Source organism: Gordonia sp. (in: high G+C Gram-positive bacteria) (genome assembly GCF_047606305.1).
Lineage (GTDB): Bacteria > Actinomycetota > Actinomycetes > Mycobacteriales > Mycobacteriaceae > Gordonia.
Genome location: NZ_JASGER010000096.1, coordinates 1 through 21,968 on the forward strand (window position 1 = coordinate 1; position 21,968 = coordinate 21,968).

The window sequence follows — 21,968 nt, forward strand, 5'->3', positions numbered from 1 at the left end:
CACGCCGCCCAGGATGCTGCCCAGGCCGCCGGCACCGCCGCCGCCACCGAGCGCGCCGCCCAGGATCTGGCCGAGGGCGCCGCCGGCGCCGCCCGCCTGAGCCTGCTGCTGACCGCCCTGCTGCGCGCCGCCCTTGCCGCTCATCAGCTTCTGGGTGACGAAGGCGATGACCAGCGGGGCCAGCATCGGCATGACCTTCTTGATCAGATCCGGCTGGACACTGGCCGGGGCCTGGCCCGCGGCCGCCTCGGCGACCTTGTCGGTGTTCTTGCCGAACAGGCCGTTCACCAGGCCCTCGCCGTCACCGGCGTCGGCGGCCTTGGTCAGCTCCTCGGGGGCCGGGCCGTCGCTGTCGGCGTGCGCCTGCAGGCCGTGCAGCAGGGTCGGAACCGCCTGCTGGACCGCGGCCTGTGCGGTCGACTCGTCGACGCCGAGCTTGGACGCGATGTCGCCGACGTTGATGGACTTCAAGAGATCGTCAAGATCTGCCACGTGGGTCTCCTTATTAGTGGCGTCGGGCGATTCTGGAGTCCCGTGCGCCGGTGGAATTCATGCTACCGAACGAACGAACTTCGCGGCTTCGCTCACAGCCCGGCGGGACTCGGGGGTCAGCATGGGGAACATCTGGAAGACGTGCCCCTGATCGGGCCACTGCTGCAGCTCCGATTGTGCGCCCGCGGCGACGAGCGCGGCGTGCAGGAACCGGGCGTCGTCGGCCATCACCTCGCGGCCGCCGACCTGGATGAGCGTGGTGGGCAGGTCGTCGGCCGGGCGCAGCGACACCGTCATCCGCGGATGGTGGGCGGGTGCCCCGTCGGTGTACATGTCCAGGAAGTGTTGTCCGGCCCGCGCCTTGATGATCGGGTCCTTCAGGCCGCGCGCCTCCCGGGCGATCGCCAGGCCGAAGGTCGGGTCCATCAGCGGCGAGAACAGGACCATGGCGCGCGGTTGCGGGCGGGACGCGGCCTGGTTGTCGGCGAGCAGGTCCATCGCCAGGTGGCCGCCGGCCGAGTCGCCGGCCACGACGATGTTCTCCGGCCGGTAGCCGTGGTCCAGGAGCCACTCGTAGCCGCGCACGGTGTCGTCGCCGGCCGCCGGGAACTGGTGTTGGGGCGCCAGCCGGTAGTCGAGGGAGAAGGCGACGCGGTCGGTGCGGCGGGACAACCGCGACACGAGCCCGCGGTGCGTGCGCGGGCTGCAGACCACGTAGCCCGAGCCGTGCAGGTAGTAGATGACGCGGGTGTCGGCGACACGGCGCTGCCCGACCCCCGGACCCCAGACCCACTCGCCGCGGACCTCGCCGTCGCCGGCGCGACTGCGCACCGGCTCGGTGCGGGTGCCCGACGGGACTGGGCTGGCCAGGTTGATCGCCTGGTTCACCACCGGCCGCAGCGCGGTGAGCAGCTGTGGCGTGCCAAGCGTCGCCATGCCGAAGGCCGGTTGCACGACCCGGGTCATCGAACCGTTGAGCGCACGGGCCCGCAGGGAACCGCGGGCGCCGGGAACTCCGATGTTCACGCTCATGAATCCCGACTGTACTGCCGATCGAGTGCTCACCCGGCCAACTCGCGCAGAACCGTGTTTCGCCGGGAAACATCCAGCTCACCTGTGGGAAATGTGATTGTCGTCTATCCGATTTCCCGTCTCGGCTCCTCGCGTGGGAGAATGACGGCACAACATGAATCGTCAGCAACGACGCTGACCCCCGCTGCGAGTCCGCGGCGGATTCACCCACAGTCCAATGTTTGGGGTGCCCAGCGTCGCGCACCGTTCGAGTGCAAGGGGCGATCATGCAGCAGCCTCCGGGACCCATCGGTCTCTACGATCCCGCCAACGAGCACGACGCGTGTGGCGTCGCGTTCGTCGTCGACATGCACGGCCGCAAGAGCCGCGACATCGTCGAGAAGGCGATCACCGCGCTGGTGAACCTCGAGCACCGCGGCGCCGCCGGCGCCGAGCCGAACACCGGTGACGGTGCGGGCATCCTCATCCAGATCCCGGACGCCTTCTTCCGCGAGGTCGTCGACTTCACCCTGCCCGCCGAGGGCGCCTACGCCTCGGGCATCGCCTTCCTGCCGCAGGGCACCCAGGACGCCAAAACGGCCGTCGAGGGCGTCGACAAGATCGTCGAGTCCGAGGGCCTGACCGTCCTCGGCTGGCGCGACGTCCCGGTCGACGACACCTCGATCGGCGCGCTCGCCCGTGATGCGATGCCGACGTTCCGGCAGATCTTCGTTGCGCTCGCCGGGAGCGAAGCGAGCGGGAGCAATGTTGACGGCGCGAGGTCCGACGAGTTGGAGCGCAAGGCCTACGTCGTGCGCAAGCGGGTCGAGCACGAGCTCGGCCACAAGGGTGCCGGCCAGGGCGCCGAGGCCTCGGGCACCGTCTACTTCCCGAGCCTGTCCGGGCGGACCTTCGTCTACAAGGGCATGCTGACGACCCCGCAGCTGCGCGGCTTTTACCTGGACCTGCAGGACGACCGCGTGGTCAGCGCGCTGGGCCTGGTCCACTCGCGCTTCTCCACCAACACCTTCCCCAGCTGGCCGCTGGCGCACCCGTACCGCCGCGTCGCCCACAACGGCGAGATCAACACCGTCAACGGCAACGAGAACTGGATGCGCGCCCGCGAGGCCCTGATGGACACCTCGGTGCTCGGCGAGGGCGGCGACCGGATCTTCCCGGTCTGCACCCCCGGCGCTTCGGACACCGCGCGCTTCGACGAGGCGCTCGAGCTGCTGCACCTGGGCGGTCGCAGCCTGCCGCACGCGGTGCTGATGATGATCCCGGAGGCCTGGGAGCGGCACGAGTCGATGAAGCCGGCGCACCGGGCCTTCTACGAGTACCACTCGGCGCTCATGGAGGCCTGGGACGGACCGGCGTCGGTCTGCTTCACCGACGGCAGCGTCATCGGCGCCGTCCTGGACCGCAACGGCCTGCGCCCGTCGCGCATCTGGGTCACCAAGGACGGCCTGGTCGTCCTCGGCTCGGAGGTCGGCGTCCTGGACATCGACCATGCCGACGTGGTCCAGAAGCTGCGGCTGCAGCCGGGCAAGATGTTCCTGGTCGACACCGAGCAGGGCCGCATCGTCGACGACGTCGAGATCAAGGACGAACTCGCCGCCGAGCACCCGTACCAGCAGTGGCTCGACGACAACCAGATCCAGATCGCCGACCTGCCGGCCCCCGAGCACATCCACATGTCGCACAAGCGCGTGGCGCACCGCCAGCAGCTGTTCGGCTACACGACCGAGGACCTCAACATCCTCGTCAAGCCGATGGCGGCCACCGGCGCCGAGGCGATCGGCTCGATGGGCACCGACACCCCCGTGGCGGTCCTGTCGGCGCGCTCGCGACTGCTGTTCGACTACTTCCAGCAGCTCTTCGCGCAGGTCACCAACCCGCCGCTGGACGCCATCCGCGAGGAGGTCGTCACCAGCATCGGCCAGCGCATCGGCGGCCAGCGCGACCTGCTCGACCCGACTCCCGAGTCGGCGCGGCAGATCGTGCTGCCCAGCCCGATCATCGACAACGACGACCTGCAGCGCCTGATCAAGATCGACGGCAAGGCCACCGGCTTCCCCTCGGTCCACATCCACGGCCTCTACCCGGTCGCCGAGGGCGGTGCCGGACTCCGCAAGGCCCTCGACGAGGTGCGCGCCAAGGTGTCCGCGGCCATCGCCGACGGTGCCCGGCTGATCATCCTGTCCGACCGCGAGTCCGACGAGACCCTCGCGCCGATCCCGTCGCTGCTGCTGACGTCGGCCGTGCACCACCACCTGGTGCGCGAGCAGACCCGCGGCCGGGCCAGCCTGATCGTCGAATCCGGTGATGCCCGCGAGGTCCACCACATGGCGACGCTGATCGGCTTCGGCGCGTCGGCGATCAACCCGTACATGGCCTTCGAGTCGATCGAGGACATGCTCGACTCGGGTGTCATCGAGGGCGCCACCGGCGACCACGCCTCGGACTTCGCCACCGCCCGCGCCAACTACATCAAGGCCGCCGGCAAAGGCGTGCTCAAGGTGATGAGCAAGATGGGCATCTCGACGGTCCCGTCGTACAACGGCGCCCAGCTGTTCCAGGTGATCGGCCTGAGCCAGGACACCGTCGACGAGTTCTTCACCGGCTGCAACAGCCAGCTCGACGGCATCGGCCTGGACGAGATCGCCGACGAGGTGGCCGCGCGCCACCACCTGGCCTTCCTCGACCGGCCCGCCGAGTGGGCGCACCGCGAGCTGCAGGTCGGCGGCGAGTACCAGTGGCGCCGCGAGGGCGAGTACCACCTGTTCAACCCGGACACGGTGTTCAAGCTCCAGCACTCCACCCGCACCGGTCAGTACAAGGTGTTCAAGGAGTACACGGCGCTCGTCGACGACCAGTCGCGCCGCCTGGGCACCCTGCGCGGCCTGTTCGATTTCAAGTTCGGCGACCGCGACCCGATCCCGATCGACAAGGTCGAGCCGGCCAGCGAGATCGTCAAGCGCTTCTCCACCGGTGCGATGAGCTACGGCTCGATCTCGGCCGAGGCCCACGAGACCCTCGCCATCGCGATGAACCGCCTCGGCGGCAAGTCGAACTCCGGTGAGGGCGGTGAGGACCCGCGCCGCTTCAGCCACGACGAGAACGGCGACTGGCGACGCTCGGCGATCAAGCAGGTGGCCTCCGGCCGCTTCGGCGTCACCAGCCACTACCTGAGCAACTGCACCGACATCCAGATCAAGATGGCGCAGGGCGCCAAGCCCGGCGAGGGCGGCCAGCTGCCGCCGCACAAGGTGTACCCGTGGGTCGCCGAGGTGCGCGGCTCGACGCCGGGCGTCGGCCTCATCTCGCCGCCGCCGCACCACGACATCTACTCGATCGAGGACCTGGCGCAGCTCATCCACGACCTGAAGAACGCCAACCCGCAGGCCCGCGTCCACGTGAAGCTGGTCTCCGAGATCGGCGTCGGCACCGTCGCCGCGGGCGTCTCCAAGGCGCACGCCGACGTGGTGCTCATCTCCGGCTTCGACGGCGGCACCGGCGCGAGCCCGCTGACGTCGCTCAAGCACGCCGGCGCCCCGTGGGAGATCGGTCTGGCCGAGACACAGCAGACCCTGTTGCTGAACGGCCTGCGCGACCGCATCGTCGTGCAGGTCGACGGCCAGCTCAAGACCGGGCGCGACGTGGTGATCGCCGCGCTGCTCGGTGGCGAGGAGTTCGGTTTCGCCACCGCACCGCTGGTCGTGTCCGGCTGCATCATGATGCGCGTCTGCCACCTCGACACCTGCCCGGTCGGCGTCGCCACGCAGAACCCCCTGCTGCGCGAGCGCTTCTCCGGCAAGCCCGAGTTCGTCGAGAACTTCATGCTCTACATCGCCGAGGAGGTGCGCGAGCTGCTCGCGCGCCTGGGCTTCCGTACCCTGCAGGAGGCGGTCGGCCAGATCGAGGCGCTCGACACCTCCAAGGCACTGGCGCACTGGCGCGACTCCAAGGCCGGCAAGCTCGACCTGAGCCCGATCCTGGCCGAGCCGGAGTCGCCGTTCATGAACCAGGACCGCTACTGCTCGGGCCGCCAGGACCACTCGTTGGACAAGGCGCTCGACCAGGAGCTCATCGCGCAGTGCCGCGAGGCGATCGACACCGCCAGCCCCATCTCGCTGAAGATGGCGGTCAGCAACGTCAACCGCACCGTCGGCACGATGCTCGGCCATGAGGTCACCAAGGCGCACGGCGCCCAGGGCCTGCCCGACGACACGATCCAGATCGCGTTCACCGGGTCGGCGGGCAACAGTTTCGGCGCCTTCGTCCCGTCGGGCATCACCCTGCGCCTGCAGGGCGACGCCAACGACTTCGTCGGCAAGGGCCTGTCCGGCGGCCGCATCGTCGTCCGCCCGACCGAGACCATGCCGAAGGGCTTCGTCGCCGAGGAGAACATCATCGCCGGCAACGTGATCGGCTTCGGCGGCACCGCCGGCTCGATCTACCTGCGCGGCATCGTCGGCGAGCGGTTCTGCGTCCGCAACTCGGGCGTCACCGCCGTCGTCGAGGGCGTCGGCGACCACGCTTGCGAGTACATGACCGGCGGCCGGGTGATCGTGCTCGGCGCCACCGGGCGCAACGTCGCGGCCGGCATGTCCGGCGGCATCGCCTACTTCTACGACCCGGACGAGCGCCTGGTCGAGAACCTCAACCCCGAGCTGGTCGACATCGAGCAGCTGGGCCCCGACGACGTCGAGTTCCTCTCGACGACGATCGCGGACTACCGCGACGAGACCGGCTCGCCGGTCGCCGAGCGGATCCTCGCGGACTTCGATGGCCAGCGCGCCCACTTCCGCAAGGTCATGCCCCGGGACTACAAGCGGGTACTGCTCGCCATCGAGGCCGCCGAGCGCGACGGCCGCGATGTCAACGACGCGATCATGGAGGCGGCAAATGGCTGACACGCGCGGATTCCTCAAGCACACCGATCGGGAGCTCCCGACCCGGCGCCCGGTCGAGCTGCGACTGCTCGACTGGAACGAGGTCTACACCGACTTCGACAAGGACACGCTCAAGACGCAGGCCAGCCGCTGCATGGACTGCGGTGTGCCGTTCTGCCACAACGGGTGCCCGCTGGGCAACCTCATCCCGGAGTGGAACGACCTGGTCTACAAGGGCCGGTGGAAGGACGGGATCGAGCGCCTCCACGCGACGAACAACTTTCCCGAGTTCACCGGGCGACTGTGCCCGGCGCCCTGCGAGGCGTCGTGCGTGTTGGGCATCAACCAGCCCGCGGTGACGATCAAGCAGGTCGAGGTCGAGCTCATCGAGAACGCCTTCGCCACCACCGGCGTCGAGCCGGTGCCGCCGACGACGCGGACCGGCAAGAAGGTCGCCGTCGTCGGATCCGGCCCGGCGGGTTTGGCCGCCGCCCAGCAGCTCACCCGCGCCGGTCACGCGGTCACGCTCTTCGAGCGCGCCGACCGGATCGGCGGACTGCTGCGCTACGGCATCCCCGAGTTCAAGATGGAGAAGAAGTACATCGACCGCCGCCTCGAGCAGATGACGGCCGAGGGCACCGAGTTCCGCACCGGCGTGAACGTCGGCGTCGACGTCACGGTCGACCAGCTGCGCGCCGACTACGACGCGGTGGTCCTCTCGGTCGGCTCGACCATCGGCCGCGACCTGCCGATCCCGGGCCGTGAGCTCGACGGCATCCACCAGGCGATGGAGTTCCTGCCGCAGGCCAACCGCGTACAGCTGGGCGACACCGTCGAGGGGCAGATCAGCGCCAAGGGCAAGAAGGTCGTCATCATCGGCGGCGGCGACACCGGCGCCGACTGCCTGGGCACCTCGCTGCGGCAGGGCGCGGAGAGCGTCCACCAGTTCGAGATCATGCCGCGCCCGCCGAGCGAGCGCGCCGACTCCACCCCGTGGCCGACCTACCCGCTCATGTTCCGGGTCTCCTCGGCCCACGAGGAGGGCGGCGAGCGCGTGTTCAGCGTGAACACCGAGAAGTTCACCGGCAAGGGCGGCAAGGTCACCGCACTGCACGCGCACGAGGTGAAGATGGTGGGCGGCCGCTTCGAGAAGGTCGAGGGCAGTGACTTCGAGCTCGAGGCCGATCTGGTCCTGCTGGCGATGGGCTTCGTCGGCCCCGAGCGCGGCGACCTGCTCGACAAGCTCGGCGTCGAGTACGACGCCCGCGGGAACATCAAGCGCGACGACGACTTCTGCTCGACGGTGCCCGGCGTCTTCGTCGCCGGCGACGCCGGTCGCGGCCAGTCGCTGATCGTGTGGGCGATCGCCGAGGGCCGCAGCGCCGCGGCCGCCGCCGACCGCTACCTGATGGGTTCGACGGACCTGCCGGCGCCGATCGTGCCCACGCAGGTCGCCCAGCGCTGAGCCCGGGCCCGGGTCGATCCGGGCTGGTTAGAGTGGACGACCATGCACATCGGTAGGCGGTACTCGCCGGTCGAGTTCCTCGCCTGGCGCCGCAGCGGCACGTTGGCGATCATCGTGCTGGTGACGATCCCGACGATCCTCTACGCGGTCTTCGGGTGGACGTTCCTGACGATCCCGTGGGAGCCGGTCGCGATCCTGGGCACCGCGCTCGCCTTCATCGTCGGTTTCAAGAACAACGCCAGCTACGACCGACTCTGGGAGGCGCGCAAGATCTACGGCTCCATCGTCAACGACAGCCGCAGTTTCGGGTTCACGCTCCGCGACGCCGCCGGCGGCAAGCGCGACGACGAGGTGAAGTCGATGTTCAACCGACACTTCGCCTGGTTGACGGCGCTGCGGTTTCAGCTGCGCGAGCCGCGCGAATGGGAGAACCAGCACCTCAAGTGGTTCCGCAAGTATCGCGACCGCACCTACGACGTGCCCGAGTGGAACACCGACCGCGACGAGGAACTGGCGCGCTACCTGTCCGACGAGGACTTCCGCTACGTGAAGGGCAAGACCAACCGGGCCGCACAGCTGCTGGCCATGCAGTCCGAGCACCTCGGGCAGTTGCGCCGCGCCGGGGTGATCAACGACTGGCAGTGGAAGGACCTGCAGGAGGATCTGGCCAAGCTCACCGACGACCAGGGGATGGCCGAGCGGATCAAGAACTTCCCGTATCCGCGCAACTTCGCGTCGATCGCGTCCTACCTCATGTTCGTGTTCGTCGTCCTGACCCCCTTCGGCCTGATGGAGCCGCTCGCGGAGATGGGCGACGGCACCTCCTTCGAGGGCAAGACCATCTGGCTGAACATCGTCGTGTCCGGGCTGGTGTGCGGGGTGTTCCACACCCTCGACGCGGTCGGCGAGGCCGCGGTCAACCCGTTCGAGGGCAGCGCCAACGACGTGCCGATCACCCAGATCAGCCGGGCCGTGGAGATCGACATGCGCGAGATGCTCGACGATGTCGGCATCCCCAAGCCGGTGGCCTCGCCCAAGCGAATCGTGATGTAGCTGCGCCCGTTGGGACGCAAAGACACTCAAGTTGCGCGGATTCTCGACTCTCCCGATAGACTTTGGGTCTCGCCTTTATCACAGATCAACAGTCAACTGGAGGAACGACATGCGGGCAGTTGTCCGACGGGTAGCCGCGGCTGCCGCCGCTCTCGTCGGCGCGACCGTCATCGGTGTCGGTGGCGCGGTGGTCGCACCGCAGGCCGCCGCCGATCCCTGCCCGCGGCTGTACGTCCTCGCCCTGGCCGGCACCTGGGCCCAGGGACCGGGTCTGCTCGGCGCCGTCACCGACGGCCTCGGCGGCGGCACCAAGGTCGATTACGTGGGCTACGCCCGCACCGCCTTCCCCTTCGAGAAGGGCGGCCGCAACTACGGCGCGTCCAAGGCGCAGGGCGTGAACAACGCGCGCGGTCTGGCGCTGCAGATGGTCCGGCGCTGCCCGGGCACGCGCGTCGCGCTCGTCGGCTACAGCCAGGGCGCCGACGCGGCCGGCGACCTCGCCTCCGAGGTCGGCACCGGTCTCTCGCCGCTGCGCCCGGGCAACATCGCCGGCGTCGTGCTCCTGGCCGATCCGCGGCGCTCCTACCGCGACCAGCTCGTCGGTCCGCGGCTGTCCGGTCAGGGCAGCGGCGGCCCCCGCTTCAACGGCTTCGGCGCGGTGAACCACAAGGTGTACACGATCTGCGAGCCCGAGGACATGTACTGCAACGTCCCGCGCGACTACTTCATCACCCGGATCGTGGGCTTCCTGGCCGAGGTCAGCAACCCGAATCCGTCGCAGATCCTCGCCTACGGCGGCGAGGCGGCGGCGATCCTGGGCGAGATGCTCACCCTGGGCGGCCCCGGCCAGATCGTGGCCGAGTTGTCCGACGCGAAGGCGCGCCAGCAGATCACCACGTTCATGGCCTTCATCCGGTCGGGGGCGCACGGCCGCTACGGCTCGTTCCAGGTGCGCCCCGGCGTCACCGCGGTGCAGTGGGCGCACAACTACCTGAACCGTCTGTGAACAGTGAGAAACGCCTCGTGCGGAGGGTCCCCCACGCGGCGCAAGGTTTGCTATTCTAAATCGCGTACTCGTCAGTAGTCATCCACCTGGAGCACCCACGATGTTCGCACCGCGCAGCGAGAGCAAGACCGGTTCCCAGCGACCCCACCTGATCAGTCTGGCCGCCGGTCAGGTGCGCCGCCCGATCGCGGCGCGACGGCTCCCGGAGTCCGGGGAACGCCTCGTGACCCCGGCCGAACTCAAGAACCTGGCGACCCGCTGACCGCGACCTTCGCCGAGTACTGGGCGAACTCGACCACGTCCCCGTCGACCAGCTGACGCCCGCGGCGGCGTTCGACATCGCCGTTGACGCGCACCAGGCCGTCGGCGACCACCGCCTTCGCATCCGCTCCCGACTCGATCAGATTGGCCAGTTTGAGGAATTGGCCCAGCTTGATCGAGCTGCTGTCGATGGGTACCTCGTCCATGCCTGCAGTCTAGATCGGCGGGGCAGGACTACCGTGGACCCGTGACTTCGACGACGCCGCCCCCGACTGCCGGGCGACCGGCGGCGCTGCGCACGCGCACCGTCCCCGGATTCGGCGTCGACGCCCCGCACGTCGTGTCGTTGATCGTCGGCACCCTCGCCGTGCTGGCCCTCGCGTCGTCGCTCTCCGCGCGCATCCGACACCTGCTGCACGTCCCGCGACAGTTCATCGACGGCTACGTCATCACCTGGCCGGACACGAGCTTCTCCTGGGCGTTCGTGCTGGTGTTGCTGGCCATCGCCCTGGGACACCGCAAGCGCGTCGCCTGGTGGATCCTGGTCGCCTACCTGCTGGCGTTCGCGGTCACCAACATCCTCGTCCTGAGCGGCACCGCGCCCACCTGGCTCGCGACGCGGCTCACCCACGACGACCAGCCCGCCGCGGCGGCCGGCCTGGCCATCGACGTGGTGGCGCTCCTCTTCCTGCTGGCGACGCGGCGCCAGTTCTACACGCGGGTGCGCCGGGGCGCCGCCCTTGCCGCGGTGGCCACCCTCGTCGGCGGACTCTTGATCGGCACCCTGCTCGGCTGGGGGTTGGTCGAACTCTTCCCACACACGCTGCAGCGCGGCGAGCGGCTCGCGTACGCGGCCAACCGAGTGGTCGCCTTCGCCTCGATCGACCCGCACAACTTCAACGGTCACCACGCCGTCGGGCCCGTCAACGGCCTCCTCGGGCTCTTCGGTGCGCTGGCGGTCCTGGCCGCGACGATCGTGCTCTTCCGGTCCCAGCGGCTGCACGGCCTGCTGACCCCCACCGACGAGAAGCTCATCCGCGCGCTCATCCAGACCTACGGCGCGAAGGACTCGCTGGCCTACTTCTCCACCCGGCGCGACAAGGCGGCGGTCTTCTCCCCGGACGGCCGTGCCGCCATCACCTACCGCGTCGAGGTCTCCGTCGGCATGGCCGGCGGCGACCCGGTCGGCGACCCGAAGTCGTGGCCTGCGGCCATCGCCGCCTTCATCGACGTCTGCGAGCAGTACGGCTGGCACCCCGCTGCGATCGGCGTCAGCGAGCGCGGCGCGGCCGCCTACCAACAGGCCGGGCTGAGCCTGCTCGGCATCGGCGACGAGTCGATCATCCACCCGCGCGAGTTCACCCTCGCCGGCCCGGAGAGCCGCAACGTCCGGCACGCCGTCGCCCATGCGCGGCGCCGCGGCCTCACCGTCCGGATCCGGCGGCACCACGAGATCCCGGCCGAGGAGATGGCCGAGATCGAGCAGCTCGCCGACGCCTGGCGCGACACCGACGAGGAGCGCGGCTTCGCGATGGCGCTCGGCCGGCTCGGCGACCCCCTCGACGGCGATTGCCTGCTGGTGCAGGCCGAGAGCGGCGGGGACGGGCCCGACCGGCGGACCGTCGGCATGCTGTCCTTCGTCCCGTGGGGTCCGACGGGGGCGTCGCTGGACGTGATGCGCCGCGATCGCAACGCGGGCAACGGCATCGTCGAGCTGATGGTCGTCGAACTGCTCGAGCGCGCCGACGAGGTCGGCATCACGAAGGTCTCGATGAACTTCGCGGCCTTCCGCGAGTTCTTCGAGCGCGGCGAGCGCATCGGCGTCGGACCGGTCGTGCGGGCGATGCACGGCGTGCTCACCTTCGCGTCGCGGTATCTCCAGATCGAGTCGCTGTACCGGTCCAACGCGAAGTACAACCCACAGTGGGTGCCGCGCTTCCTCGCCTTCGAGGACGCCCGCGTCATTCCGCGCGTGGGCACCGCGGCGATCGTCACCGAGGGCTTCGTCTCCCTGCCGACGTTCGCGGGCAAGCCCAAGGCGGGCCCGCCGGGACAATCGGCGGTGCCGGCGGGCGTCGACGTCGACGCGCTGGTCGCCCAGCTGGCCGACGAGGCGCGGGAGGTGCCGGTCGACCGTCGACCCGAACAGGTCCGCGTCCGGATGGGCAAGCTCGCCGAGCTGCGCGACGCCGGGATCGACCCCTACCCGGCCGGCGGCGCGGGCGAGGGTCCCTCGCACACCGTGGCGCAGACGAAGGCCGCACCCGTGGACACGCCGGTCGCGGTGGCCGGTCGCGTCACCGCGCTGCGCGACTTCGGCGGCGTGGTGTTCGCCGAGCTGCACGACTGGTCGGGTCAGACCCAGGTCGTGCTGGAGCCGGAGAACCTGGCACCGGGCTCGCCCGACCCGGCCCGCGCCATCGACCTGGGCGACCTGGTGCGGGTGGTCGGGCGGACCGGGCACTCGCGCAGCGGGGAGAGGTCGGTGCTGGCCTCCTCGTGGCGGATGCTCGGCAAGTGCCTGCACCCGCTGCCGGACAAGTGGCGCGGCCTGGCCGACCCCGAGGCGCGGGTGCGCCAGCGCTACCTCGAGCTGGCGGTCGACCCCGCCGCGCGCGACCTGCTCGCCGCACGGTCGGCGATCGTCCGGGCGCTGCGCGACTACCTCGTCGAACGGGGCTTCCTGGAGGTGTCGACGCCGATTCTGCAGCCGGTGCACGGCGGGGCCAATGCCGAACCGTTCCGCACGCACATCAACGCCTACGACCTCGACCTGTACCTGCGCATCGCGCCCGAGCTCTACCTCAAGCGGCTCTGCGTCGGCGGGGTGGAGAAGGTCTTCGAGATCGGCCGCAACTTCCGCAACGAGGGCGTCGACTTCAGCCACAACCCCGAGTTCACCAGCCTGGAGGCCTACCGCGCCCACGCCGACTACCGCGACATGGCGGTCATCGCGCGGGAGATGATCCAGGCGGCGGCGACCGCCGTCCACGGCGAGCCGGTGGTGCTGCGGCCCGACGGCGACGGCGGCCTGACCCGCGTCGACATCTCCGGCGACTGGACGAGCCGGTCGGTGTACGAGGCGGTGTCCGACGCGGTGGGCGAACCCGTCACCCCGGACACCTCGGTGGCGGCCCTGCGCGACATCGCCGAGCGGCACGACGTCGCGCTGCGGCCGATGTGGGGCGCGGCCCAGATCGTCGACGAGTTCTACGAGCGCTTCGTCGAGGCCCCGACCGGGCCGCCCGCCTTCTACTTCGACTTCCCGGCGGCCACCTCGCCGCTGACCCGCCCGCACCGCGAGATCGACGGTGTGTGCGAGCGGTGGGACCTGGTCGCGTGGGGCGTCGAGCTGGGCACGGCGTACACCGAGCTCACCGATCCGGTGGCCCAGCGCGAGCGGCTCACCGAGCAGTCGCGGCTCGCCGCCGGCGGTGACGCGGAGGCCATGGAGTACGACGAGGACTTCCTTCGCGCGCTCGAATACGCGATGCCGCCCACCGGCGGACTGGGTCTGGGCGTCGACCGGATCGTCATGCTGATCACCGGCACGTCGATCCGCGAATCGTTGCCGTTCCCGCTGACCAGGCCGCAGTCGGCGCCGGGGGTTACGCGCGAGTAATCGGCGGTTAGGATTCACTCATGAGCGAGCTGACATTCACCCCCACCGCCGACCTCGTCGACGAGATCGGCGACGACGTCCGCAGCTGTGACACGCAGTTCCAGCGCTTCGGCAAGCACCAGACCTTCGTCGGCACGGTGACCACCGTCCGCTGCTTCCAGGACAACGCCCTCCTCAAGGAGGTGCTCGGCGAGGACAACCCCGGCGGCGTGCTCGTCGTCGACGGCGACGCGTCGGTGCACACCGCGCTCGTCGGCGACCTCATCGCCGAACGCGCCCGCACCCACGGCTGGGTCGGCATCGTCGTCAACGGCGCCATCCGCGACGCCGCCACCATCGACGGCATGGAGATCGGGGTCAAGGCCCTGGGCACCAACCCGCGCAAGTCCTCCAAGACCGGCGCCGGTGAGCGCGACGTCCCCGTCGAGTTCGGCGGCGTCACCTTCACCCCCGGCGACACCCTGTACTCCGACGCCGACGGCATCGTCCTCGTCGCGCACGGCGCCTGACATCCACCACCGCTAGGAGAACCCCATGCCCGCACCGTCCGCCAGCGTCTTCACCCGGCTCAACAAGCTCATCGCGATCGACCCGACCGCCAAGCGCAAGACGCGCCCGATCCTGGAGGCCTTCAGCGGCACGGAGATGGCGCAGATCCCGATCGGCACCGCCGAGGACCTGCGGGACGCGGTCGCGGCGGCCCGCGTCGCGCAGCAGGGGTGGGCGCAGCGCACGCCGAAGCAGCGCGCCAAGGTGCTGTTCGAGTTCGCCCGCCTGGTCCACCGCGACGCCGACAAGCTGATGGACATGGTGCAGGCCGAGTCCGGCAAGGCGCGCCAGTACGCGCAGGAGGAAGTCCTCGACGTCGCGCTCACCGCCCGCCACTACGCCAACGCCGGACCGTCGGCGCTGGCCGAGCACAAGGCCAAGGGCATGATCCCCGGTGCCACCGACGTGCGCGTGCGCTACCAGCCCAAGGGCGTCGTGGGCGTCATCTCGCCGTGGAACTACCCGCTGACCCTCGCGGTGTCCGACGCGGTGGCGGCCCTGCTCGCCGGCAACGCCGTCGTCATCAAGCCGGACAGCCAGACGCCGTACTGCGCACTGTCGGCCGCCGAGCTGCTGTACGAGGCCGGCCTGCCGCGCGAGCTGTTCGCCGTGGTCCCCGGTCCGGGCGGCGTCGTCGGCCAGGAGATCGTCGCGCAGACCGACTACGTCATGTTCACCGGTTCGTCGCAGACCGGGTCGGAGCTGGCGTCGCAGGCCGGCAAGCGGCTCATCGGCTTCTCCGCCGAACTGGGCGGCAAGAACCCGCTGATCGTCACCAAGGGCGCCAACCTGGACCAGGCGGTCCCCGGCGTGGCCCGCGCCTGCTTCTCCAACTCGGGTCAGCTGTGCATCTCGATCGAGCGCATCTACGTCGAGAAGGGCATCGCCGACGAGTTCACCAAGCGGTTCGCCGCCTTCGTCGGCGACATGAAGCTCGGTGCCGCCTACGACTTCTCGGTCGACATGGGCTCGTTGGCCTCGGCCGCCCAGGTGGAGACCGTGCAGGCCCACCTCGACGACGCCGTCAAGCACGGCGCGACGGTACTCGCCGGCGGCAAGCGGCGCGAGGACCTCGGCCCGTTCTTCTTCGAGCCGACGGTGCTGGCCGACGTCACCGAGAAGGCCATCTGCCACAAGCAGGAGACCTTCGGGCCGCTCGTCGCGATCTACCCCGTCGACTCGGTCGACGAGGCGATCAAGTTGGCCAACGACACCGAGTACGGGCTCAACGCCAGCGTCTTCGCCGGCAGCAGCTCGGAGGCGAACGCGATCGCCGACCAGCTGCGCGCGGGCACCGTCAACATCAACGAGGGCTACGCCGCGGCGTGGGGCTCGACGGCCGCGCCGATGGGCGGCATGGGCATCTCCGGCGTCGGCCGCCGGCACGGCGACGAGGGCCTGCTGAAGTACACCGAGCCGCAGACGGTCGCCGAGCAGCGGTTCATCGGCATCGACGGGATGCGCGGCGTGCCGCAGAACGTGTTCCTGAAGTTGACGCCGAAGGCCATGGACGCCCTGAAATTCCTCCCGGGACGGTAGGTTTACGTTCCATGACGAAACTGATGACCCGAGCCGCCGTCGCGGTGGCCGCCGCCACGATGATCGGCGCCGGTCTGGCGGCACCCGCCGGTGCCGCGCCGGCCGCTCCCGCCGTCCCCGGCTTGCCCGCGCCGCATGACGCCGCCTCGATGAAGCTGGCCGACTGGTACGGCACCGCCTTCGTGGTCACGCTGGTCTCGTCGGACAACGGCTGGTACACCCTGCAGCACGACGGCGGCTCGCGGCCGGTCGTGCTGGAGCAGCGCAGCGTCCGGTACCGCCCGCGCGTCAAGGAGCCCAAGGGCACCCCGTGGCGCCGCGTGGCCATCGCCTTCCGCGGCTCCCCGCTGATCTGGGGCCAGTGGAACCGTCTGCCCGGCTACAACGGCAAGCAGTTCCGCCTGTGCCGCCTCGCCGTCGACGGCAAGCAGTGCACGTCGTACAGCAACGTGCTCGTGCCCTAGTCCTCCGGCAGCTCCGCGAACGCCCGCTTGGTGCCCAGGTACCAGTCCATCGACTTCTTGGGTCGGCGCCAGCGCGCCTTCATGGCGTCGCGCGCCTCCTGGTGGCTGGTGTCGCCGACCTTCTCCGCCTCCTTGAGGTGACGGTCCTGTGCCTTGATCACCTCGTCGGCGGTCTCGCCGTGATGGGCCAGGTCGCAGGGGCCGCCGAGCTGGCGGCAGGTCATGGTCTTCATGATCGGTCTCTTCCGTCGCAGGAGGGGCCGGTATCTCCGCCCCTACTCCGTTGACGAATCGGCGCGCCGATGTGTGACACGGGCCAGCAACTCGGCATCGGCGCGGAAGGTGATGGACCGGACGGTTCCACCGGCGACGTCGAAATCGAAGACGACCATCGGCCGGCCCCGGTGGAACCAGGCGAAGACCGGACGCCCGTCGACGGTGGCCGGCAGCGCCGCATGGGCCGAGCCGTTGAAGAACTCGGCGATCGCCCGGCTCCCGTCGATCCGTTCGGGCGTTCCGGTGGCGATCGCACCCGCGTCGGCGCGGACGCGCGCGTCGGGGGCCAGCAGCGAGAGCAGCCGATCGAACTCGCCGCCACGCGCTGCGGTCATGAAGGCGTCGACGACCTCGTGGTCGGCCGCGCCCGAATCGGGCTCCGGTTGGCGCACCTTGCGCCGGGCGCGTGAGGCCGACTGGCGGGCGGCGGCGGGGGTGAGGTCCAGCGCGGCGGCGATGACGGGGAAGTCGAAACCGAACGAGTCGTGCATGACGAAGGCGACGCGCTCGATCGGCGTCAGCCGGTCGAGGACCACGCCCAGGGCGTCGACGACCGAGTCACCCAGCAGTGCCTCGTCGGCGGGACCGGGCTCGGGAGCGGCGTCGTCGACGGCGTCGGCCGGCTCGGGGACGCGAGCCTTGAGCCGGTCCAGGCAGAGCCGGGTGGTGACGGTCGTGAGCCAGGCCGGCAGGTCGTCGACGGGGGAGTCGGTGCCGGCCAACCGCAGCCAGGCCTGCTGCACCACGTCCTGTGCCTCGACGGGGTCGGCGAGCATCCGGCTCGCGAGACGCGTCAGCCGTGGGCGCTCGGCCTCGAACTGTTCGGTGTGATCGGTCGGGTCCATGTCGGTCCCAGGGCGACGGTCAGCCGGCGACGCCCAGGCGCGCGAGGATGTCGGCGTCGATCGCCGAGAGCTCGTTGCCGATCGCGCGGTGCGCGTTCTTGCGGGCCCCCGGGTTCATCGACTCGGCGGCGTCGACGGCGACGGCCAGGTTGTCGAGGCGGGCGTCCATCGCGGAAGCGAAGTCCATCGAATCGGTGCTCGTATCCGTGAGCGTCAGGCTGCGCAGCGACTGGCGGGTGGTCGCGATGCGGGCGGCCAGCGGCGCCCCCTTGCCGGTGAACCGGCGCAGCGTCTCCGGCGCGACGCCGTGGCGCGCGGCCTGGTAGTCGCCCAACTTCTCCCGCGCCGCGACACCGCCGCGATAGGCGATGGGTGCGGCGATGGGCGCCACGATCCGGGCGATCGACAGGGCGCGCTTGGCGTTCTTCGGGGTCAGCCGCTGCTTCTTGGCGGCGGCCTCGATCTCGGCGGTGCGCGCCTTCGCGTCGGCGATGGCGGCCTTCGACTCGTGCTTGGCGGTGCGGGTCTGCGCACGCAGCTCGCGCTTGTGGGCGCGGTCCGACGTCCGGGCGGTGCGGCGCTGGTCGCGCTTGCCGTCCTTCTCCGTGCGCTTGCGCTCGGCGCGGCGCTCCTTGGCGTCGTACTTAGCCTCGAACTTGGCGCGCTGCTTCATGGCCTTCTTGGCGGCCTTCTTGTCGGCCCGGGCCTGCTTGCGCTGACTGCTGCTGGAGAACAATCCCATGGGGGCAACCCTAGGGCATCGGCGGCGGCCGCGTCGCGGGTCGCCTTTCGCCTCGGCGTCCGACCGATCGGTTACGTTGACATGTGTGAGAGCGAGGTGGGCGTGAGCACAGCGACGGCGAATCCGACGGGCGTCCTGCTGACCGCCCGCGACCTCTCCGGGTGTGCGCACAAGCTGGCCCTCGACAACTCTCCGGCGGCGCGCGACCTCGGCTTCGCGGTCGAGGAATCCCCGGAGGTCAGCCGCCGCAAGGAGGCCGCCGCCCTGCACCGCACGCGCGTGCACGACTTGTTGTCCGGGGTGCACAGCGACGAGGGTCGGACGACGTTCGCCACCGTCGCCGACGGTCCGCGAGCCGACCGCGTCGCGCAGACGATGGCCGCCGCGGCCCGCGGGGTGCGGTGGATCTGGAACGCCACCCTGCCCGACGACGTCGTGGGCCGTCGGCGCGGGCACAGCGAGATCCTCGTGCACGACGGCATCGGCTACCTGCCGGTGATCGTCGTGAACCACCGCGTCACCCGGCCGGCCGGCCCGCCCAAGCGCGACGAGAACGGGGTGGCCGAGGCGCCGCGCACGATCCTCACCAGTCCGTTGTGGACCTGGCTGCCGCAGGAGGACGCGACGCGGACGATGCGGCCCAACCGTCGCGACCAGCAGCGGCTGCAACACCTCACCGAGATGCTCGTCGCCTCCGGCCTGTCCGGCGACCGCGGCCCCGGGCAGTGGCGCGCCGGTGTCATCGGCATGGATGCGGACTGCATCGCCGTGCTCGACGTCGGGCCGTCACGGGAGGAATTCGCCCGGCTCACCGGCGAGCGACTGGCCATCGTCGACCAGCGGGTGGCGACGCGGCCGAGTCGCGTCGGCGAATGCCGCGATTGTCCGTGGTGGCCGCAGTGTGAGGCCGAGCTGGTCGCGCGCGACGACGTGAGCCTCGTGGTGAACGGGATGATCGCCGACGCCCTGCGGCAGAACGGGATCGTCACGATCGCCCAGCTGGCCGACGCCGATCCGCAGGTGTCACCCCCGCAGTGGCGGACCGGTTCCTTCGCCGACTCCGTGGCCGCCGCGCGGTGCCATCGCACCGGGGACCTGATGGTCCGGCGCGGCGAGGAGACGCCGGTGGCCCGCGCCGACGTCGAGGTCGACGTCGACATGGAGAGTTACGGCGAGGACGGCGCCTACCTGTGGGGCACGCTGCTCACCGATCGCGCCGATCCCGCTCGACCCGTGGTCTACCGGCCGTTCGTCACGTGGCGCCCGCTGCCGACGACAGCGGAGGCCGAGTCCTTCGCCGCCTTCTGGCGCTGGCTGCACGAGGAGATGGCCGCCGCACACGCCGCCGGGAAGTCCTTTGCCGCCTACTGCTATTCCGAGCAGGCGGAGAACCGCTGGCTGCGCGGCTCGGCCGAGCGGTTCGCCGGTATGCCGGGGATCCCGACGCTCACCGAGGTGGAGGAGTTCATCGCCTCACCGCAGTGGGTGGACGTGTACGCGGCCGTGTCGTCGAACTTCTACTGCCCGAAGGGCAAGGGCCTCAAGCGGGTGGCGCCGGTCGCCGGGTTCAACTGGCGCGACGAGCAGGCCAACGGCGCCGCGTCGATGGACTGGTATGCCGCGGCCGTGGGCCTGGACGGGCGGATGCCCGACGAGTCGCAGCGCACGCGCCTGCTGCAGTACAACGAGGACGACGTGTGGGCCACGAAGGTCCTGCGGGAGTGGATGGATTCGTCGGAGGTCAAACGTCTCCCGACGATGCGCGATCTGCTGCGCTGACGGCTACGACGCGGCGGCGAGCCGGGCTTCCAGCGCCGCCTCGACCGGCGACGGACGGTATTCCGGTTCCCAGGTCTCGGGCATGGCACGTCGCATCGGCGGGGCCGGCCGCGGCTTGGGCGGGTCGTCGGCCGTGGCGTCGTCGGTCCGGGCGAGTACGACGCGGCGGTGGATCGGGTTGGTCCGGTACGGGCCGGTGCTGCCGACCAGGCGCCAGCCGGTGCGCCCGGCGTCGGGGCCGGTGGTGAGGACGGTGGTCTCCCACTGGCCGGGCCGGTCGCCGACGTTGCGGTTGTCGGGGCCGCAGGCGAGGGTGAGGTCGTTCAGATTGGTCATGCCGCCCTTGGCCCAGTCGAGCTCGGCGTGGTGGACCTGGCACTGGGAGGCAGGCCGGGTGCACATGGGCCGGGTGCAGCCGTGGTGGGCGCCGAAGAGGGCCAGGCGCTGGGCCTTGGTCGCGATGCGGGCACCGCGGTAGAGGTCGAGTACCTGGCGGGTACCGGAGCGGAACACCTCGAGCCAGGGTGTCGCGTCGGCGGCGAGCTCGACCAACCCGGTCACCGGCAGCATGGTGCCGGTCGCGGTCAGTGCCACCCCGGCACGGCGGGCCAGGTCGCCCTCGTCGACGGTGATCACCAGCTGGGCGGGGAGGCGGTCGGGTCGGCCCAAGGACTCGTGCCCGAGGAGCCAGTCCAGACCGGCCTCGATGGCGTCGTGGTTGCGCTGGGCCGCGGTCCGACGGTCGCGCGCCGCGGCGTCGGCGAGCGCCTCCCGGTCGTCGGCGCCCAGCTCCGATGCCGGTCCCCGCAGGCAGTCCTCGTCGTCGGGGTTGTTCATGCCGGGCTTGGCCAGGTTGTCCAGCAGCACTTCGAGCTTGGCGCGCAACTGCGGGGTGAGGTACCCGCTGATCGACGACATCAGCCGGGAGTCCTGGCGGCCGATGGTGATGCCGCGCTGGCGCTTGCGGTCGACGTCGTCGGTGAGGCTGCCGTCCGGGTCGAGGTGGGCGAGGATCCGCTGTCCCACCTTTCCGATCTCGTCGGGCATGAGGTCGGACGCGGCCGTGGTCATCATCGTCAGCGCCATCTCGGCGTCCTCGATGTCGGCGGCCTGCGGGATCTTGTCCATCACCTTCTCGATCTCGCGCACGTGGTGGCCCGAGATCTCCCCGGCGGCCACCGCGACGGCGGCCTCCTCGCGCTTGGGCGGCAGCTTCTCCCCGGTCATCGCGGTCAGCCGGCCGATGGCGGCAGCGGTGTCCTCGCGCTGACGGGCCACGGCGGCGCCCAGGCGCAGATGCTGGGCGTAGAAGTCGCGGGGCTTGGTGTGCCCGGTCCGCAGGAAGACCTGCCGGTCGTTGACCTCCACGTACAGCGCCGCATCGACGCCGTCGCGCCGTCTGCGGGCGGTTTCGAGGGTCTCGACGGTCGCCTGCACCTCGTCGTCGGTGAGCAATCCGAGTGGGGCCGATGCCAGCCGTTGCTCCGCCGCGTCGATGAGCCGAGCCAGCGCCAGCGGGGATTCCGGAAGCGCGGATGACAACATGTTGTGCGTAGTATCTGCCACCCGAATCCACCTCCTGAACTGCGACGATAGGACTCTATTCGAACTTGTGTTCCACGGTACGCCCGACCTCTGACAACGGCAAGGGGAACGGGGGTGAGGATTTCAGGTTGCGGGTCCGCGGCGCCCTAGCCGGTCGCGTCGAGCTTGGCCACGACGTCGCGCTGGGGCTAGCGGCGGATCGCGCGGAGGGCGTCCAGAAAGCGGCCGCTGCCCAGGACGGCGAGGGTCGCCAGGCCCATCAGGGCGGCGGGGCCGTAGCCGTCGGCGAGGCCGCCGAAGTCGCCGACCGGCGAGGCGTTCACGTCGGTGACCGCCGGCTTGGCCGGCTCGGGTCGCGACGGCTCGGGGAGTTTGGGCGCCGGTGCCTGCGGCGCCGTCGGGCGGGCGGGCGCCTCGGGTGCGG

At 70.6% G+C, this 21,968-nt stretch carries 17 protein-coding genes and 1 pseudogene; 10 read left to right on the plus strand and 8 right to left on the minus strand.

Annotation, left to right across the window (positions count from 1 at the left end; genetic code table 11):
* Both QM634_RS13475 and QM634_RS13480 read right to left on the minus strand, forming a co-directional pair.
* Window positions 1-492 (minus strand): DUF937 domain-containing protein (locus QM634_RS13475; protein ID WP_415043290.1); only part of this gene is annotated, 492 nt, incomplete at its 3' end.
* A gap of 57 nt (window positions 493-549) precedes the next feature.
* Window positions 550-1,524, minus strand: a complete 975-nt coding sequence (locus tag QM634_RS13480; RefSeq protein ID WP_415043291.1) for an alpha/beta hydrolase — start codon at window positions 1,522-1,524, stop codon at window positions 550-552.
* Between the two features lie 266 nt (window positions 1,525-1,790).
* Here QM634_RS13480 and gltB point away from each other — a divergent pair, with 266 nt between their 5' ends.
* The 5 genes from gltB to QM634_RS13505 all read left to right on the plus strand — a co-directional run bounded on the left by gltB (window position 1,791) and on the right by QM634_RS13505 (window position 10,184).
* The gene (gene gltB / locus QM634_RS13485; RefSeq protein ID WP_415043292.1) at window positions 1,791-6,419 is read left to right on the plus strand and encodes a glutamate synthase large subunit; all 4,629 of its coding nucleotides are present in this window, start codon (window positions 1,791-1,793) and stop codon (window positions 6,417-6,419) included.
* On the plus strand, window positions 6,412-7,863 hold the full coding sequence (locus QM634_RS13490) for a glutamate synthase subunit beta (protein WP_415043293.1): 1,452 nt from the start codon (window positions 6,412-6,414) through the stop codon (window positions 7,861-7,863). Before gltB ends, QM634_RS13490 begins: the two co-directional genes overlap by 8 nt.
* A gap of 42 nt (window positions 7,864-7,905) precedes the next feature.
* The gene (locus QM634_RS13495) at window positions 7,906-8,916 is read left to right on the plus strand and encodes a bestrophin family protein (protein ID WP_415043294.1); all 1,011 of its coding nucleotides are present in this window, start codon (window positions 7,906-7,908) and stop codon (window positions 8,914-8,916) included.
* Between the two features lie 109 nt (window positions 8,917-9,025).
* Window positions 9,026-9,922 (plus strand): cutinase family protein, encoded by an 897-nt coding sequence (locus tag QM634_RS13500; protein WP_415043295.1) that lies wholly within the window; start codon window positions 9,026-9,028, stop codon window positions 9,920-9,922.
* A 100-nt stretch (window positions 9,923-10,022) separates the two neighbouring features.
* The gene (locus QM634_RS13505; protein WP_415043296.1) at window positions 10,023-10,184 is read left to right on the plus strand and encodes a hypothetical protein; all 162 of its coding nucleotides are present in this window, start codon (window positions 10,023-10,025) and stop codon (window positions 10,182-10,184) included.
* Here QM634_RS13505 and QM634_RS13510 read toward each other — a convergent pair.
* Complete coding sequence (locus QM634_RS13510; protein ID WP_415043297.1) at window positions 10,162-10,389, minus strand: RNA-binding S4 domain-containing protein; 228 nt, start codon at window positions 10,387-10,389, stop codon at window positions 10,162-10,164. The genes QM634_RS13505 and QM634_RS13510 overlap by 23 nt on opposite strands.
* A 2-nt stretch (window positions 10,390-10,391) precedes the next feature.
* On the opposite strand from QM634_RS13510, the gene lysX reads away from it, so the two are divergent.
* The 4 genes from lysX to QM634_RS13530 are packed head-to-tail and all read left to right on the plus strand — an operon-like array spanning window position 10,392 to window position 16,357.
* Window positions 10,392-13,805: a bifunctional lysylphosphatidylglycerol synthetase/lysine--tRNA ligase LysX gene (gene lysX, locus QM634_RS13515; protein WP_415043306.1), complete on the plus strand. Its 3,414-nt coding sequence runs from the start codon at window positions 10,392-10,394 to the stop codon at window positions 13,803-13,805.
* 20 nt (window positions 13,806-13,825) lie between these two features.
* Window positions 13,826-14,314, plus strand: coding sequence for a ribonuclease E activity regulator RraA (gene rraA, locus QM634_RS13520; RefSeq protein WP_415043298.1), 489 nt, complete (start codon window positions 13,826-13,828; stop codon window positions 14,312-14,314).
* Between the two features lie 25 nt (window positions 14,315-14,339).
* Entirely contained in the window at window positions 14,340-15,893 is a 1,554-nt protein-coding gene (locus QM634_RS13525) for a succinic semialdehyde dehydrogenase (protein ID WP_415043299.1), read from the plus strand.
* 11 nt (window positions 15,894-15,904) lie between these two features.
* Complete coding sequence (locus QM634_RS13530) at window positions 15,905-16,357, plus strand: hypothetical protein (RefSeq protein WP_415043300.1); 453 nt, start codon at window positions 15,905-15,907, stop codon at window positions 16,355-16,357.
* Here QM634_RS13530 and QM634_RS13535 read toward each other — a convergent pair.
* The 3 genes from QM634_RS13535 to QM634_RS13545 are packed head-to-tail and all read right to left on the minus strand — an operon-like array spanning window position 16,354 to window position 18,220.
* Window positions 16,354-16,590: a hypothetical protein gene (locus QM634_RS13535; RefSeq protein WP_415043301.1), complete on the minus strand. Its 237-nt coding sequence runs from the start codon at window positions 16,588-16,590 to the stop codon at window positions 16,354-16,356. The two genes, QM634_RS13530 and QM634_RS13535, sit on opposite strands and share 4 nt — an antisense overlap.
* A 42-nt stretch (window positions 16,591-16,632) precedes the next feature.
* Complete coding sequence (locus tag QM634_RS13540) at window positions 16,633-17,478, minus strand: sigma-70 family RNA polymerase sigma factor (protein ID WP_415043302.1); 846 nt, start codon at window positions 17,476-17,478, stop codon at window positions 16,633-16,635.
* Window positions 17,479-17,497: 19 nt separating this feature from the next.
* Window positions 17,498-18,220, minus strand: a complete 723-nt coding sequence (locus QM634_RS13545) for a DUF6474 family protein (protein WP_415043303.1) — start codon at window positions 18,218-18,220, stop codon at window positions 17,498-17,500.
* A gap of 102 nt (window positions 18,221-18,322) precedes the next feature.
* On the opposite strand from QM634_RS13545, the gene QM634_RS13550 reads away from it, so the two are divergent.
* Window positions 18,323-19,999 carry a TM0106 family RecB-like putative nuclease gene (locus QM634_RS13550; protein WP_415043304.1) on the plus strand — a complete coding sequence of 559 codons (1,677 nt, stop codon included), beginning with the start codon at window positions 18,323-18,325 and terminating at the stop codon, window positions 19,997-19,999.
* 3 nt (window positions 20,000-20,002) lie between these two features.
* On the opposite strand, the gene QM634_RS13555 is transcribed toward QM634_RS13550, so the two are convergent.
* Window positions 20,003-21,544 carry a DUF222 domain-containing protein gene (locus QM634_RS13555; protein ID WP_415043305.1) on the minus strand — a complete coding sequence of 514 codons (1,542 nt, stop codon included), beginning with the start codon at window positions 21,542-21,544 and terminating at the stop codon, window positions 20,003-20,005.
* Window positions 21,545-21,732: 188 nt separating this feature from the next.
* Window positions 21,733-21,968 (minus strand): annotated as a pseudogene (locus QM634_RS13560) (hypothetical protein); the annotation flags it as partial.

Coding starts and splice junctions, on each gene's coding strand:
- QM634_RS13480 (WP_415043291.1), bottom strand. CDS start 1,524: ATGAGCGTGAACATCGGAGTTCCCGGCGCCCGCGGTTCCCTGCGGGCC.
- gltB (WP_415043292.1), top strand. CDS start 1,791: ATGCAGCAGCCTCCGGGACCCATCGGTCTCTACGATCCCGCCAACGAG.
- QM634_RS13490 (WP_415043293.1), top strand. CDS start 6,412: ATGGCTGACACGCGCGGATTCCTCAAGCACACCGATCGGGAGCTCCCG.
- QM634_RS13495 (WP_415043294.1), top strand. CDS start 7,906: ATGCACATCGGTAGGCGGTACTCGCCGGTCGAGTTCCTCGCCTGGCGC.
- QM634_RS13500 (WP_415043295.1), top strand. CDS start 9,026: ATGCGGGCAGTTGTCCGACGGGTAGCCGCGGCTGCCGCCGCTCTCGTC.
- QM634_RS13505 (WP_415043296.1), top strand. CDS start 10,023: ATGTTCGCACCGCGCAGCGAGAGCAAGACCGGTTCCCAGCGACCCCAC.
- QM634_RS13510 (WP_415043297.1), bottom strand. CDS start 10,389: ATGGACGAGGTACCCATCGACAGCAGCTCGATCAAGCTGGGCCAATTC.
- rraA (WP_415043298.1), top strand. CDS start 13,826: ATGAGCGAGCTGACATTCACCCCCACCGCCGACCTCGTCGACGAGATC.
- QM634_RS13525 (WP_415043299.1), top strand. CDS start 14,340: ATGCCCGCACCGTCCGCCAGCGTCTTCACCCGGCTCAACAAGCTCATC.
- QM634_RS13530 (WP_415043300.1), top strand. CDS start 15,905: ATGACGAAACTGATGACCCGAGCCGCCGTCGCGGTGGCCGCCGCCACG.
- QM634_RS13535 (WP_415043301.1), bottom strand. CDS start 16,590: ATGAAGACCATGACCTGCCGCCAGCTCGGCGGCCCCTGCGACCTGGCC.
- QM634_RS13540 (WP_415043302.1), bottom strand. CDS start 17,478: ATGGACCCGACCGATCACACCGAACAGTTCGAGGCCGAGCGCCCACGG.
- QM634_RS13545 (WP_415043303.1), bottom strand. CDS start 18,220: ATGGGATTGTTCTCCAGCAGCAGTCAGCGCAAGCAGGCCCGGGCCGAC.
- QM634_RS13555 (WP_415043305.1), bottom strand. CDS start 21,544: ATGTTGTCATCCGCGCTTCCGGAATCCCCGCTGGCGCTGGCTCGGCTC.